Genomic DNA, 14,850 nt, shown 5'->3' on the forward strand with positions numbered 1-14,850 from the left:
AAGGATAAGGGCATGTTTAAAAAACTGATTTTAATCGCAGGCCTGATGTGCGGGTCAGTGCTGTTTGCCGGTCGGGCAGTGGCAGCGGATTGGGGGCCCTGCGAGGCGATTGAAGGAACGAAAGTTTATTCCCCCACATTTGATCAAACGATTACCGATACCTCAAAGAACACGACTGGGGCAATTATCGATAACTTCTATTCATGGAATATTGGTGGGACATATAAGGGAACCTGTGAATGCCCTGCAGTAGCCGATCGCCAAACACCTTATCCTCCAGAATATTATAAGGCAACAAGCGATCTGCCTTTAGGGAATGTTGCTGGTGGTTATCAGTACTTTCAGATTAACAAATATTTGGCATTTGCGGGCTCGGTAATGGTCTGGAATAACGGTCTTGTCCATATTCCGTTTACCGATCTGTCCAATAAATCACCAAATGGAACCTCTGACTGTGAGACTGGGGAGTATATTACTGGCAGTACTGGAACGATAAATTTACAAATAACTCACCCGTTTGTCGGGGAGCAGATTATCCCGCAAACAAAACTTATGGACCTTTTCGGTACTAAAAAGCCGGGTGTCTATGGTGCTACTGCCTTAGCGTCGATTTATATCAGTGGACGAGTGATTGTCCCTCAGGGCTGCGAACTGTCCACCGGCAGCACGCTGGAAATTCCGTTTGGTGAGTTCCAGGCGCATGACTTTAAGGACCGAAAAGGGCAGATGCCCACAGGTGCCGCGTCCATTACCAAAGAGCTGCAATTCAAATGCACCAATATTTCGGATGGCGTAAAAATCTTTCTGCATATTGAAGGCACGCCTAACGAGAACGACAGCAATGCTATTAGCATGGGTAACCCTGATATCGGTGCCATTATCAAAGGCCAAGGCGGCAACGTCCTGATCCCAAATAGCGTTGCTTTTGAACAGGAAATGAGCATGTCAGAACTGGTGGATGATACCCACCGCGTCGCGTCTACTAAACTGACCTTCGAACCGATTAGCACCACCGGTAAAATGCCGACAACGGGTGATTACGAAGGCATCGCCACCCTGCGTATTGATGTGGAGTAACGACAATGAAAATCATCAATACCTTAGCAGGCTGTGGGTTACTGGTTTCAACGGTCGCGATGGCGACACCGCAGAACATTGGTTCTGCGGGGGATGTGCATTTCACCATCAGCATCCGCCAGGGGACCTGTGAGCTGGTGAAAGACAATATCGATGTCGATATGGGGTCAGTCGTCTTACAAAGGCCGGTTACGGTCGGACGGGAGCTAAACCAGCAAAGCTTCTCGATTGGCCTGAAAAACTGTCAGGACGTTGCGCGGGTGTACGTGACGATGGACGGAACGGCGGATTCGACGAATCCTGACCTCTTCGCCCTGGACAGCGGTGGTGCAACCGGGGTTGGGCTGAAGATCAAAACCAAAGGTGGTGTGCAGCAGTATCCGGTCAGTACCAATACGACGCCGGTTGAGCATAGCGTCTGGTTTGATGGTACAAACCAGCTCAACTATATCGCCAGCTACGTTCTGGTGAAGACCGATGCCACCGTCGGCGCGGCGAATGCGACGGTGAATTTTAGCGTGGTATACGAGTAATCACTGAGGGTCAGTTCGCTGGCCCTTCTCCCTTTTTACCGGTCGCATCTGTGGCCTTTTTCTTCAGGAGATGATTTTTTTGTAAAAATCTTCATCGATCACACTCTCTGCTGCCACTTTTTTTTGCCGCTGTGGTCTACTTATCGCGGTTGTAGACGTTTCTGATAACGGTTTCTCCCGCACCTACTTACTCTGTCTGCTTTCTCCATGAGATTCGACGGGTCTTTATACCCCTTCCCCCAGGGTTGTTTGCATGAAATATATTAGGTCTCTTACCCAGCAACGATTGTGTCTGATGCTGGCTGTCTATATCGGTTTGTTTCTGAATGGCGCGGTGCTGTTCAGAAGAGTGGAAGGCTATTTTGAACACCTCACCGTAAGCAATGCGATTTTCGCCGTGATTGAAGTGTTTGGCTCTGTTCTGGCTACCTTTTTCCTGTTACGCCTGCTCTCTCTTTTTGGCCGCCGGACATGGCAAATTTTGGCCTCGCTGGTGGTGATTATCTCCGCCGCCGCAAGCTATTACATGACCTTTATGAACGTGGTCATTGGCTACGGTATCGTTGCCTCGGTGATGACCACGGATATTGACCTCTCGAAAGAGGTGGTCGGGAAAGGCTTTATCGTCTGGACGATTTTAACCTGTCTGATCCCGCTGTTCTTTATCTGGAGCAATACCTGCCGCTATACGCTGTTACGCCAGCTGCGCACGCGTGGCCAGCGGATCCGCAATATCGTTGTCGTTCTGCTGGCCGGTCTGCTGGTGTGGGCGCCTATCCGCCTGATGGAAACGCAGCAAAAACGCGTTGAAAAAGCGACGGGCGTGGATATGCCAAGCTATGGCGGCGTGGTGGCAAACTCCTATTTGCCGTCTAACTGGCTGTCAGCGTTAGGTCTTTATGCCTGGGCTCAGGCGGATGAATCCAGTGATGTGAAGTCTCTGATTAATCCACTGAAAAAATTCACCTACCAGCCGCCAGCCGACGGGATTGATGATACGTACGTCGTCTTTGTCATTGGTGAAACGACGCGCTGGGATCACATGGGCATTCTCGGCTATGACCGGGATACCACGCCAAAGCTGGCGCAGGAAAAGAACCTGGTGGCTTACCGTGGCTACTCCTGCGATACCGCAACTAAGCTCTCGCTGCGCTGCATGTTTGTGCGTGAAGGCGGTGCAAGCGATAACCCGCAACGCACGCTGAAAGAGCAAAACGTGTTTGCCGTGCTGAAGCAGCTTGGATTTAGCTCTGACCTGTTCGCGATGCAAAGTGAGATGTGGTTCTACACCAACACGCTGGCAGATAACATCGCGTACCGCGAGCAGATTGGTGCCGAGCCGCGTAACCGCGGTAAAAACGTCGACGACATGCTGCTGTTGGAAGAGATGTCACAGTCCCTCAAGAACCATCCACAGGGCAAGCATCTGGTGATTCTGCATACCAAAGGGTCGCATTACAGCTATTACCAGCGCTACACGCGTGATTTCGCGAAGTGGCAGCCTGAGTGCGTGGGCATTAATAAAGACTGCAGCAAGCAGGAGCTGATCAACGCCTACGATAACTCGGTTCTGTATGTGGATACCTTCCTGAGCAGGGTGATTGACCAGCTGCGCGATAAGAAAGCGATTGTGATTTATGCGGCAGACCACGGTGAATCCATCAACGAGAAAGAGCATCTGCACGGTACACCGCGCAAGCTGGCACCGCCAGAGCAGTTCCGCGTGCCGATGATCATGTGGATGTCGGATAAGTATCTTGAAAATCCGGAGAAGGCGAAGATGTTTGCTCAACTGAAGAAAGAGGCGGAAATGAAGGTGCCGCGTCGTCACGTTGAGCTGTACGACACCATTATGGGTTGTCTCGGCTATACCTCACCGAATGGTGGGATTAACGAAAACAACAACTGGTGTAAACTCCCTGATAACACCGCAAAAGCCGCGCAGTAGCTGCTCTGGCGAGAATATCGCCAGTTGAATCGCTTTTTGAAAATAAGGGATTGACGGGGGCGCACCTCAGCAGTAAGATGCGCTCCGCATTCGGCGAGTAGCGCAGCTTGGTAGCGCAACTGGTTTGGGACCAGTGGGTCGGAGGTTCGAATCCTCTCTCGCCGACCACATTCTGAAAAGGGCTAACCGCAAGGTTAGCCCTTTTTGCATTATGACCTTATCCCGTCAGAGTATCCAAAACGCCCCTTAGACCTGCTTCTCCCTGCCTGCTAACGATTTTGTGACATAATCCATTGTATTTTTTTATATATAGATTGATCTTTTTTCGCGTTGCTTATGGATAACCTCAGCATTTTTCGCTGTGCGTTTTAACGTTCGCGGTATTTAGTGCTCAGATAATCACCGTTCTGCAAGAAAATTTACCCATTCTGAATAAAAGTTAATCACTGATTGTTGCGAAATATGAAGAGAGTTGTGCTGCAAGAGAGCGAGTAGCATAAATTTCCCTGCTGAAAACTGGCGCACATAGTTTTTTTAATCTTTGTTTGCGGTTTCTCACACTCAGCGTAAATCCCCGTCACCTGTATTGACGTTTTCACATTCTGTTGACAGATTGTAGGGCATGAGGGGCATTTCAGGGACGATCTGCGCTGCAACTCAAACGCTCTTCTGAAAGGATTCTCCATCCCTTTAAAGCCTTCGGGCATCACCGACCGGACCGGGTAAAAAATAAATAAAGGTCTGGCGGCGTAACACAACAAAGCAAAACATCACATTGGAGCAGAATAATGAGTATTTCCTTGAAGAAGTCAGGGATGCTGAAGCTTGGTCTGAGCCTGGTGGCTATGACCGTGGCAGCAAGCGTACAGGCAAAAACCCTGGTTTACTGTTCTGAAGGCTCGCCGGAAGGCTTTAACCCACAGCTCTTTACCTCTGGTACGACTTACGACGCAAGCTCTGTACCGATCTATAACCGTCTGGTTGAATTCAAAACCGGTACCACGGAAGTGATTCCGGGTCTGGCCGAGAAGTGGGACGTCAGCGAAGACGGTAAAACCTATACCTTCCACCTGCGCCAGGGCGTGAAGTGGCAGGACAGCAAAGAATTCAAACCAACGCGCGACTTTAACGCCGACGACGTTGTGTTCTCCTTCGACCGTCAGAAAAACGCGCAGAACCCGTACCACAAAGTGTCTGGCGGCAGCTATGAATACTTCGAAGGGATGGGTCTGCCAGACCTGATTGCTGAAGTGAAAAAAGTGGACGATAAAACGGTTCAGTTCGTGCTGACTCGCCCGGAAGCACCATTCCTGGCTGACCTGGCCATGGACTTCGCCTCAATTCTGTCCAAAGAGTACGCGGACAACATGCTGAAAGCCGGTACGCCGGAGAAAGTCGACCTGAACCCAATCGGTACCGGTCCATTCCAGCTGCTCCAGTACCAGAAAGACTCCCGTATTCTGTATAAAGCCTTCGAAGGCTACTGGGGCACCAAGCCGCAGATCGACCGTCTGGTCTTCTCCATCACGCCTGACGCTTCCGTGCGTTACGCAAAACTGCAGAAAAACGAATGCCAGGTGATGCCGTACCCGAACCCGGCTGACATCGCCCGCATGAAGCAGGACAAGAACATCAACCTGCTGGAGCAGGCTGGCCTGAACGTGGGCTATCTCTCCTTCAACACCGAGAAGAAACCGTTTGATGACGTGAAAGTGCGTCAGGCGCTGACCTACGCGGTGAACAAAGAAGCGATCATCAAGGCCGTTTACCAGGGCGCTGGCGTTGCTGCCAAAAACCTGATCCCACCAACCATGTGGGGCTATAACGACGACGTTAAAGACTACAGCTACGATCCTGAGAAAGCGAAAGCGCTGCTGAAAGAAGCTGGCCAGGACAAAGGCTTTACCGTTGAGCTGTGGGCGATGCCGGTACAGCGTCCGTACAACCCGAACGCACGCCGTATGGCGGAAATGGTTCAGGCTGACTGGGCTAAGGTTGGCGTTCAGGCCAAGATTGTGACCTACGAGTGGGGCGAGTACCTGAAGCGCGCCAAAGCGGGTGAGCACCAGGCGGTAATGATGGGCTGGACCGGTGATAACGGGGATCCGGACAACTTCTTCGCTACCCTGTTCAGCTGCGCGGCGGCGAAAGACGGTTCTAACTACTCTCGCTGGTGCTACAAGCCGTTTGAAGACCTGATCCAGCCGGCGCGTGCGACCGACGATCACAATAAACGTATTGAACTGTACAAGCAGGCTCAGGTTGTTATGCACGATCAGGCTCCGGCGCTGATTGTTGCTCACTCCACCGTGTACGAGCCAGTGCGTAAAGAAGTGAAGGGCTACGTGGTTGATCCACTGGGCAAACACCACTTCGAAAACGTATCTGTTGAATAATAAGTAGGGTGTTCTCCCTCTCCCTCTGGGAGAGGGCAGGGGTGAGGGTCGTGCATGCATCCCCTCACCCTAACCCTCTCCCAGAGGGAGAGGGAATTTACATTTGTGAGCAATACAGACGTCACGCCACTGGTCGTGCGTCATCAGAGAGAATCCGGGTTATGTTGCAGTTCATCCTCCGACGTCTGGGACTTGTTATCCCCACGTTTATCGGTATCACCCTTCTCACTTTTGCCTTCGTCCATATGATCCCCGGCGACCCGGTAATGATTATGGCGGGCGAGCGTGGTATTTCCCCTGAGCGCCATGCACAGCTGCTGGCGGAGCTCGGTCTCGATAAGCCGATGTGGCAGCAGTACCTCCACTATATCTGGGGCGTGTTGCACGGTGATTTAGGGATTTCGCTGAAAAGCCGTCTTCCGGTGTGGGACGAGTTCGTGCCGCGTTTTAAAGCGACACTGGAGCTTGGCGTCTGCGCCATGATTTTCGCCACTGCGGTGGGTATTCCTGTCGGGGTACTGGCTGCCGTCAAGCGTGGCTCTATTTTTGACCATACCGCCGTGGGCCTGGCGCTGACCGGCTACTCCATGCCTATCTTCTGGTGGGGCATGATGCTGATCATGCTGGTATCGGTGCAGCTTAACCTGACACCGGTCTCCGGGCGCGTCAGTGATATGGTCTTCCTGGATGATAGCAACCCGCTCACCGGCTTTATGCTGATTGATACGGCTATCTGGGGCGAAGAGGGCAACTTCATTGATGCCGTGGCGCACATGATCCTGCCTGCCATGGTACTGGGCACCATTCCTCTGGCGGTGATCGTGCGTATGACCCGTTCATCAATGCTGGAAGTGCTGGGTGAGGATTATATCCGCACCGCGCGCGCCAAGGGCCTGACGCGTATGCGCGTCATCATCGTTCACGCGCTGCGTAATGCCATGCTGCCGGTGGTAACCGTCATCGGTCTCCAGGTGGGGACGTTGCTGGCGGGGGCGATCCTGACCGAAACCATCTTCTCCTGGCCGGGTCTTGGACGCTGGCTGATTGACGCGCTGCAACGCCGTGATTATCCGGTTGTGCAGGGCGGTGTACTGCTGGTCGCGACGATGATTATCCTCGTCAACCTGCTGGTCGATTTGCTGTACGGCGTGGTGAACCCGCGTATTCGTCATAAGAAGTAAGGGACCATCATGTCACAAGTCACTCAAAATAAAGTGGTCGCTGCACCGGTTCCGATGACGCCGCTGCAGGAGTTCTGGCACTACTTCAAGCGCAATAAAGGCGCGGTGGTAGGGCTGGTGTATGTCGTAATCATGATCCTGATCGCGGTGTTTGCGAACTTCCTCGCACCGTATAACCCGGCGGACCAGTTCCGCGATGCGCTGCTCGCGCCGCCTGCGTGGCAGGACGGCGGCAGCCTGGCGCACCTGCTGGGTACCGATGACGTGGGCCGCGACGTGCTGTCGCGTCTGATGTACGGCGCGCGCCTGTCGCTGCTGGTCGGCTGTCTCGTTGTTGTGCTGTCGCTGATCATGGGCGTCGTCCTCGGCCTGGTTGCCGGTTACTTCGGCGGCATCGTTGATAACATCATCATGCGTATCGTCGACATCATGCTGGCGCTGCCAAGCCTGCTGCTGGCGCTGGTGCTGGTGGCGATCTTCGGCCCGTCGATTGGTAACGCCGCGCTGGCGTTGACCTTCGTGGCGCTTCCTCACTACGTGCGTTTAACGCGTGCGGCGGTGCTGGTGGAAGTGAACCGCGATTACGTCACCGCGTCTCGCGTGGCGGGTGCCGGGGCGATGCGCCAGATGTTCGTTAATATCTTCCCTAACTGCCTTGCGCCGCTGATTGTTCAGGCGTCGCTCGGTTTCTCTAACGCCATTCTTGATATGGCCGCTCTTGGCTTCCTGGGCATGGGTGCACAGCCGCCAACACCGGAGTGGGGCACCATGCTCTCCGACGTGTTGCAGTTCGCACAAAGCGCCTGGTGGGTTGTCACCTTCCCGGGTCTGGCAATCCTGCTGACGGTGCTGGCATTTAACCTGATGGGTGATGGCCTGCGTGATGCGCTTGATCCCAAACTGAAGCAGTAAGAGGCACGAGATGGCGTTATTAAATGTAGATAAATTATCGGTGCACTTCGGCGACGAAGGCACCCCGTTTCGCGCCGTGGACCGCATCAGCTACAGCGTAAATCAGGGCGAAGTGGTTGGCATTGTCGGGGAGTCCGGTTCCGGTAAGTCAGTGAGCTCACTGGCGATCATGGGGCTGATTGATTACCCGGGCCGCGTGATGGCGGAAAACCTGCAGTTCAACGGTCAGGACCTTAAGCGCATTTCTGAGAAACAGCGCCGCCAGCTGGTGGGCGCGGAAGTGGCGATGATTTTCCAGGACCCGATGACCAGCCTGAACCCCTGCTACACCGTTGGTTTCCAGATTATGGAAGCGATTAAGGTGCATCAGGGCGGGAATAAGAAAACCCGTCGTCAGCGCGCGATCGATCTGCTGAACCAGGTGGGTATTCCTGACCCGGCATCGCGGCTGGACGTTTACCCGCATCAGCTCTCCGGTGGGATGAGCCAGCGCGTGATGATCGCGATGGCGATTGCCTGTCGACCAAAACTGCTGATTGCGGATGAACCGACGACGGCGCTGGATGTGACCATCCAGGCGCAAATCATCGAGCTGCTGCTGGAGCTGCAGCAGAAAGAGAATATGGCGCTGGTGCTGATTACGCACGATCTGGCGCTGGTGGCTGAAGCCGCGCACAAAATCATCGTGATGTATGCCGGTCAGGTGGTCGAAACCGGAAATTCACACGATATTTTCCGCGCGCCGCGTCACCCGTATACCCAGGCGCTTTTACGCGCTCTGCCGGAGTTTGCCCAGGACAAAGCGCGTCTGGCGTCGCTGCCGGGTGTGGTACCGGGTAAATATGACCGTCCGCAGGGGTGTCTGCTCAATCCGCGCTGTCCGTATGCGACGGATAAATGCCGGGCAGAAGAGCCAGAGCTGAACCAGCTTGCTGACGGTCGTCAGTCGAAATGCCACTACCCACTCGATGATGCCGGGAGGCCAACACTATGAGTACGCAACAGGCCACCACGCAACAACCGCTGTTGCAGGCCATCGATCTGAAAAAATACTACCCGGTGAAGAAGGGACTGTTTGCCCCTGAACGCCTGGTGAAAGCGCTGGACGGCGTCTCTTTTAACCTCGAACGCGGTAAAACGCTGGCGGTGGTGGGGGAGTCAGGCTGCGGTAAATCCACGCTGGGCCGTCTGCTGACGATGATTGAAGTGCCGACCGGCGGGGAGCTCTATTATCAGGGGCAGGATCTGCTCAAGCACGATCCGCAGGCGCAGAAGCTGCGTCGCCAGAAAATCCAGATTGTGTTCCAGAACCCGTATGGCTCTTTGAACCCGCGTAAAAAAGTCGGGCAGATTCTGGAAGAGCCGCTGCTGATCAACAGTAATCTGAGCAAAGAGCAGCGCCGTGAAAAAGCGCTGGCGATGATGGCGAAGGTCGGCCTCAAAACCGAGCATTACGATCGCTATCCGCACATGTTCTCCGGTGGCCAGCGTCAGCGTATCGCTATCGCGCGCGGGCTGATGCTCGATCCGGACGTGGTGATTGCCGATGAGCCGGTCTCCGCCCTCGACGTATCCGTGCGTGCGCAGGTGCTGAACCTGATGATGGATCTCCAGCAGGAGCTGGGGCTCTCTTACGTGTTTATCTCCCATGACCTGTCGGTGGTAGAGCACATTGCTGATGAAGTGATGGTGATGTACCTGGGGCGCTGCGTGGAGAAGGGGACTAAAGACCAGATCTTTAATAACCCTCGTCACCCGTATACCCAGGCGCTGCTGTCTGCGACGCCGCGTCTGAACCCGGACGATCGTCGTGAGCGCATTAAGCTGACGGGTGAGCTGCCAAGTCCGCTGAATCCACCTCCGGGATGCGCATTCAACGCCCGCTGCAGTCGCCGCTTTGGCCCGTGCACTCAGCTCCAGCCGCAGCTGAAGGATTATGGCGGCCAGCTGGTTGCCTGCTTCGCGGTCGATCAGGATGAAAATGGCGAGAAACCATAGGCATAATGAAAAAAAACCGGCGCTAAGCCGGTTTTTTTATGTCTGCTTGATTATTTCCGCAGGCGAATCTGGTCGACGGCGTGCTTCTCGCTCTTGGTGAGGATCAGGCTCGCACGCTCGCGCGTCGGCAGGATGTTCTCTTTGAGGTTCACATAGTTGATCTCGTTCCACAGTCCCGTGGCCACGTTGACTGCTTCTTCTTCAGAAAGCTGAGCATAGTGGTGGAAATAGGAATCCGGGTCGGTGAACGCCCCTTCGCGGAACTTCAGGAAGCGGTTGATGTACCAGTTTTGCAGCAGGTCTTCCGGCGCATCGACATAAATAGAGAAATCGACGAAATCCGAGACGAATACGTGATGCGGGTCGTGAGGATAGTCCATCCCGCTCTGCAGCACGTTCAGACCTTCCAGAATCAGAATGTCCGGCTGGACCACGGTTTTATCCCCACCCGGGATGCGATCGTAGATCAGGTGCGAATAGACTGGCGCAGTCACGTGCGGCACGCCGGATTTCAGGTCAGAGACAAACTTCACCAGACGGTGCATATCATAAGAAAGCGGGAAGCCTTTCTTCTTCATCAGTCCGCGTTCTTTTAACACCTCGTTCGGGTGCAGGAAGCCGTCTGTCGTGATCAACTCCACGCTGCGGTGTTCCGGCCAGCGGCTCAACAGCGCCTGCAGGACGCGCGCGGTGGTACTTTTACCCACGGCCACGCTGCCTGCGATACTAATGATATAAGGAATGCGTTGACCGTTCGTCCCGAGAAACTGCTCCAGCACGGCCTGACGACGCAGGTTCGAGCTGATATAGAAGTTAAGCAAGCGAGAGAGGGGGAGATAAATTTCTGCCACCTCTTCCAGGGACAGATCTTCGTTTATCCCTTTTAACCGTGCGATTTCACCTTCCGTCAGCGTCATAGGGACGGAATCACGCAGGGCAGCCCACTGGCTGCGGTTAAAGTGAAGATAAGGCGTCATTAACGTTTGCTCTTTTTTGCTCATAAGCATGCTTCAGTGAGCCAGCATCACACTGCCGGATTGTGGCTCATCACACAGTTAATTTTGGACAATGGGCAGGAGGTTAACACCAGATGACAGGAATAATAAGAAAAAAGATGGAAAGCGCTGCGTAACGCGGAAGCCGTCACGCTACGGTGAATACGGTGCAAATCACGCTGATATGTTGAATATTTGACCTCAAATGACTACTTTTACAGCGTCTGATGCGCTCTTCGCATAAAATGTGAGCGAAAGAACGTTTTATGCAAATTTTTAGTTGCATGACCGCGCAGGTATCCATAGAATGCGCGCTACTTGATGCCGACTTAGCTCAGTAGGTAGAGCAACTGACTTGTAATCAGTAGGTCACCAGTTCGATTCCGGTAGTCGGCACCATCAAGTCCGGTGGGGTTCCCGAGCGGCCAAAGGGAGCAGACTGTAAATCTGCCGTCACAGACTTCGAAGGTTCGAATCCTTCCCCCACCACCACTTTCTGGCAGCGTAAATGCCGCCGGAGCTGGTTGGAAAAATTAGCCAGCTCAAACTGAAAAAGAGAGAAATCTCTTTTTTTGTTACAGAAAGAACTGGGTAGCCGAGTTTCAGGATGCGGGCATCGTATAATGGCTATTACCTCAGCCTTCCAAGCTGATGATGCGGGTTCGATTCCCGCTGCCCGCTCCAATACGTGCTGATATGGCTCAGTTGGTAGAGCGCACCCTTGGTAAGGGTGAGGTCCCCAGTTCGACTCTGGGTATCAGCACCACTTCACTTCTCCTTCCCGTTTCTCTCTGTTTCAATTTTACTGTATTCAACAATTCAGGCATTTCGCCTGGTTGATGTGGTGATATCACCGATTTATCCGTGTCTTAGAGGGACAATCGATGTCTAAAGAAAAGTTTGAACGTACAAAACCGCACGTTAACGTCGGTACTATCGGCCACGTTGACCATGGTAAAACAACGCTGACCGCTGCAATCACTACCGTTCTGGCAAAAACCTACGGTGGTTCTGCTCGCGCATTCGACCAGATCGATAACGCACCAGAAGAAAAAGCTCGTGGTATCACCATCAACACCTCTCACGTTGAGTACGACACCCCGACTCGCCACTACGCACACGTAGACTGCCCAGGCCACGCCGACTATGTTAAAAACATGATCACCGGTGCTGCGCAGATGGACGGCGCGATCCTGGTTGTTGCTGCGACTGACGGCCCAATGCCTCAGACTCGTGAGCACATCCTGCTGGGTCGTCAGGTAGGCGTTCCTTTCATCATCGTGTTCCTGAACAAATGCGACATGGTTGATGATGAAGAGCTGCTGGAACTGGTAGAGATGGAAGTTCGTGAACTGCTGTCTCAGTACGATTTCCCAGGCGACGATACTCCAATCGTTCGTGGTTCTGCTCTGAAAGCGCTGGAAGGCGAAGCTGAGTGGGAAGCGAAAATCATCGAACTGGCTGGCTTCCTGGATTCTTACATCCCAGAACCAGAGCGTGCGATTGACAAGCCATTCCTGCTGCCAATCGAAGACGTATTCTCCATCTCCGGTCGTGGTACCGTTGTTACCGGTCGTGTAGAGCGCGGTATCATCAAAGTTGGCGAAGAAGTTGAAATCGTTGGTATCAAAGAGACTGCGAAGTCTACCTGTACTGGCGTTGAAATGTTCCGCAAACTGCTGGACGAAGGCCGTGCTGGTGAGAACGTTGGTGTTCTGCTGCGTGGTATCAAACGTGAAGAAATCGAACGTGGTCAGGTTCTGGCGAAGCCAGGCTCAATCAAGCCACACACCAAGTTCGAATCTGAAGTGTACATTCTGTCCAAAGACGAAGGCGGCCGTCATACTCCGTTCTTCAAAGGCTACCGTCCACAGTTCTACTTCCGTACAACTGACGTGACCGGTACCATCGAACTGCCAGAAGGCGTTGAGATGGTAATGCCAGGCGACAACATCAAGATGGTTGTGACGCTGATCCACCCAATCGCGATGGACGACGGTCTGCGTTTCGCAATCCGTGAAGGTGGCCGTACCGTTGGCGCGGGCGTGGTTGCTAAAGTTCTCGGCTAATCGCTGATAACATTTGACGCAATGCGCATGAAAAGGGCATCATTTGATGCCCTTTTTGCACGCTTTCACATCAGAACCTGGCTCATCAGTGATTATTTTTGTCATAATCATTGCTGAGACAGGCTCTGCAGAGAGCGTATAATCCATAAAGGGATTATTTCGATTTGGCTCGCCTCGCAATCGCGGGGTGAAATTATTTGTAGAATTCTTCTGACAGGTTGGTTTATGAGTGCGAATACCGAAGCTCAAGGGAGCGGGCGCGGCCTGGAAGCGATGAAGTGGGTCGCTGTTGCCGTGCTGCTGATTGTGGCAATCGTTGGCAACTATCTTTATCGTGACATGATGCTGCCGCTCCGCGCGCTGGCAGTGGTGATTCTGATTGCTGCAGCGGGCGGTGTCGCGCTGTTGACGACTAAAGGTAAAGCAACCGTTGCTTTTGCACGTGAAGCGCGTACCGAAGTCCGCAAGGTCATTTGGCCGACTCGCCAGGAAACATTGCACACCACGCTGATCGTAGCGGCGGTTACCGCTGTAATGTCACTGATCCTGTGGGGACTGGATGGTATTCTGGTTCGCCTGGTTTCCTTTATTACTGGCCTGAGGTTCTAAGATGTCTGAAGCCCCTAAAAAGCGTTGGTACGTCGTTCAGGCGTTTTCCGGTTTTGAAGGCCGCGTAGCAACGTCGCTGCGTGAGCATATCAAATTACACAACATGGAAGAGTTATTTGGCGAAGTTATGGTTCCGACCGAAGAAGTGGTTGAGATCCGTGGCGGCCAACGTCGCAAAAGCGAGCGTAAATTCTTCCCGGGTTACGTGCTGGTTCAGATGGTGATGAACGACGCGAGCTGGCACCTGGTGCGCAGCGTACCGCGCGTGATGGGCTTTATCGGCGGCACGTCTGACCGTCCGGCGCCAATCAGCGACAAAGAAGTTGATGCGATTATGAACCGCCTGCAGCAGGTGGGTGATAAGCCGCGTCCTAAAACGCTGTTTGAACCGGGTGAAATGGTTCGTGTTAGCGACGGTCCGTTTGCTGACTTTAACGGCGTCGTTGAAGAAGTGGACTACGAGAAGTCCCGCCTGAAAGTTTCTGTTTCTATCTTCGGTCGTGCGACCCCGGTAGAACTGGACTTTGCGCAGGTCGAAAAAGCCTAAGCAGCGATCAAAAAAGCGGCGATTTAATCGTTGCACAGGGCGCGAGATTGGAATACAATTTCGCGCCTTTTGTTTTTATGGGCCCCGGCCCGTAAAACGAATTTTATTCACGGGGAGCCTCCCTGAGGCGCTATTACCCAATCAGAGGATTTTAGAATGGCTAAGAAAGTACAAGCCTACGTCAAGCTGCAGGTTGCAGCTGGTATGGCGAACCCAAGTCCACCAGTTGGTCCAGCTCTGGGTCAGCAGGGTGTGAACATCATGGAATTCTGTAAAGCGTTCAACGCCAAAACCGAATCCCTGGAAAAAGGTCTGCCAATCCCAGTCGTAATCACTGTTTACGCTGACCGTTCTTTCACTTTCGTTACCAAAACCCCTCCAGCAGCAGTTCTGCTGAAGAAAGCGGCTGGTATCAAGTCTGGTTCCGGTAAACCGAACAAAGACAAAGTGGGTAAAATTTCCCGCGCTCAGCTGCAGGAAATCGCGCAGACCAAAGCTGCCGACATGACTGGTGCCGACATTGAAGCGATGACTCGCTCAATCGAAGGTACTGCACGTTCCATGGGCCTGGTAGTGGAGGACTAA

13 protein-coding genes and 5 tRNA genes are annotated in these 14,850 nt (G+C 53.3%); 17 read left to right on the top strand and 1 reads right to left on the bottom strand.

Features of this window, described 5'->3' with window-relative positions; translation table 11 throughout:
• Nucleotides 1–12 precede the first annotated feature (12 nt).
• From lpfD to dppF, 9 genes are all read left to right on the top strand, one after another.
• Nucleotides 13–1,077 carry a long polar fimbrial protein LpfD gene (lpfD, locus tag GVO84_RS01045; protein WP_159515294.1) on the top strand — a complete coding sequence of 355 codons (1,065 nt, stop codon included), beginning with the start codon at nt 13–15 and terminating at the stop codon, nt 1,075–1,077.
• A 5-nt stretch (nt 1,078–1,082) separates the two neighbouring features.
• On the top strand, nt 1,083–1,610 hold the full coding sequence (gene lpfE, locus GVO84_RS01050) for a long polar fimbrial protein LpfE (RefSeq protein ID WP_159515295.1): 528 nt from the start codon (nt 1,083–1,085) through the stop codon (nt 1,608–1,610).
• Nucleotides 1,611–1,863: 253 nt separating this feature from the next.
• A complete protein-coding gene (eptB, locus tag GVO84_RS01055) occupies nt 1,864–3,558 on the top strand; it encodes a kdo(2)-lipid A phosphoethanolamine 7''-transferase (protein ID WP_159515296.1) in 1,695 nt (564 codons plus the stop codon).
• 91 nt (nt 3,559–3,649) lie between these two features.
• A tRNA-Pro gene (locus tag GVO84_RS01060) sits at nt 3,650–3,726 on the top strand.
• 620 nt (nt 3,727–4,346) lie between these two features.
• A complete protein-coding gene (gene dppA / locus GVO84_RS01065; protein ID WP_094935112.1) occupies nt 4,347–5,954 on the top strand; it encodes a dipeptide ABC transporter periplasmic-binding protein DppA in 1,608 nt (535 codons plus the stop codon).
• Between the two features lie 161 nt (nt 5,955–6,115).
• Nucleotides 6,116–7,135: a dipeptide ABC transporter permease DppB gene (gene dppB / locus GVO84_RS01070; protein WP_023334097.1), complete on the top strand. Its 1,020-nt coding sequence runs from the start codon at nt 6,116–6,118 to the stop codon at nt 7,133–7,135.
• 9 nt (nt 7,136–7,144) lie between these two features.
• Nucleotides 7,145–8,047 (top strand): dipeptide ABC transporter permease DppC, encoded by a 903-nt coding sequence (gene dppC / locus GVO84_RS01075; protein WP_023309963.1) that lies wholly within the window; start codon nt 7,145–7,147, stop codon nt 8,045–8,047.
• Between the two features lie 10 nt (nt 8,048–8,057).
• Nucleotides 8,058–9,041: a dipeptide ABC transporter ATP-binding protein gene (gene dppD / locus GVO84_RS01080; RefSeq protein WP_008502772.1), complete on the top strand. Its 984-nt coding sequence runs from the start codon at nt 8,058–8,060 to the stop codon at nt 9,039–9,041.
• Nucleotides 9,038–10,045 carry a dipeptide ABC transporter ATP-binding subunit DppF gene (dppF, locus tag GVO84_RS01085; RefSeq protein WP_159515297.1) on the top strand — a complete coding sequence of 336 codons (1,008 nt, stop codon included), beginning with the start codon at nt 9,038–9,040 and terminating at the stop codon, nt 10,043–10,045. Before dppD ends, dppF begins: the two co-directional genes overlap by 4 nt.
• Before the next feature lie 50 nt (nt 10,046–10,095).
• Here dppF and coaA read toward each other — a convergent pair whose 3' ends face one another.
• A complete protein-coding gene (coaA, locus tag GVO84_RS01090; RefSeq protein ID WP_121425960.1) occupies nt 10,096–11,046 on the bottom strand; it encodes a type I pantothenate kinase in 951 nt (316 codons plus the stop codon).
• 317 nt (nt 11,047–11,363) lie between these two features.
• Here coaA and GVO84_RS01095 point away from each other — a divergent pair.
• From GVO84_RS01095 to rplK, 8 genes are all read left to right on the top strand, one after another.
• Nucleotides 11,364–11,439 (top strand) — tRNA-Thr (locus GVO84_RS01095).
• 8 nt (nt 11,440–11,447) lie between these two features.
• Nucleotides 11,448–11,532: transfer RNA gene (locus GVO84_RS01100), tRNA-Tyr, on the top strand.
• A gap of 117 nt (nt 11,533–11,649) precedes the next feature.
• Nucleotides 11,650–11,724, top strand: a tRNA-Gly gene (locus tag GVO84_RS01105).
• A gap of 6 nt (nt 11,725–11,730) precedes the next feature.
• Nucleotides 11,731–11,806, top strand: a tRNA-Thr gene (locus GVO84_RS01110).
• 118 nt (nt 11,807–11,924) lie between these two features.
• Complete coding sequence (gene tuf, locus GVO84_RS01115) at nt 11,925–13,109, top strand: elongation factor Tu (RefSeq protein ID WP_014068448.1); 1,185 nt, start codon at nt 11,925–11,927, stop codon at nt 13,107–13,109.
• A gap of 225 nt (nt 13,110–13,334) precedes the next feature.
• Nucleotides 13,335–13,718, top strand: a complete 384-nt coding sequence (gene secE, locus GVO84_RS01120; protein ID WP_014068449.1) for a preprotein translocase subunit SecE — start codon at nt 13,335–13,337, stop codon at nt 13,716–13,718.
• A gap of 1 nt (nt 13,719) precedes the next feature.
• Entirely contained in the window at nt 13,720–14,265 is a 546-nt protein-coding gene (gene nusG / locus GVO84_RS01125; protein WP_002438628.1) for a transcription termination/antitermination protein NusG, read from the top strand.
• A gap of 156 nt (nt 14,266–14,421) precedes the next feature.
• Nucleotides 14,422–14,850: a 50S ribosomal protein L11 gene (rplK, locus tag GVO84_RS01130; RefSeq protein ID WP_008503452.1), complete on the top strand. Its 429-nt coding sequence runs from the start codon at nt 14,422–14,424 to the stop codon at nt 14,848–14,850.

Source organism: Enterobacter sp. SM3 (assembly GCF_009811935.2).
GTDB classification, from domain to species: domain Bacteria; phylum Pseudomonadota; class Gammaproteobacteria; order Enterobacterales; family Enterobacteriaceae; genus Enterobacter; species Enterobacter asburiae_D.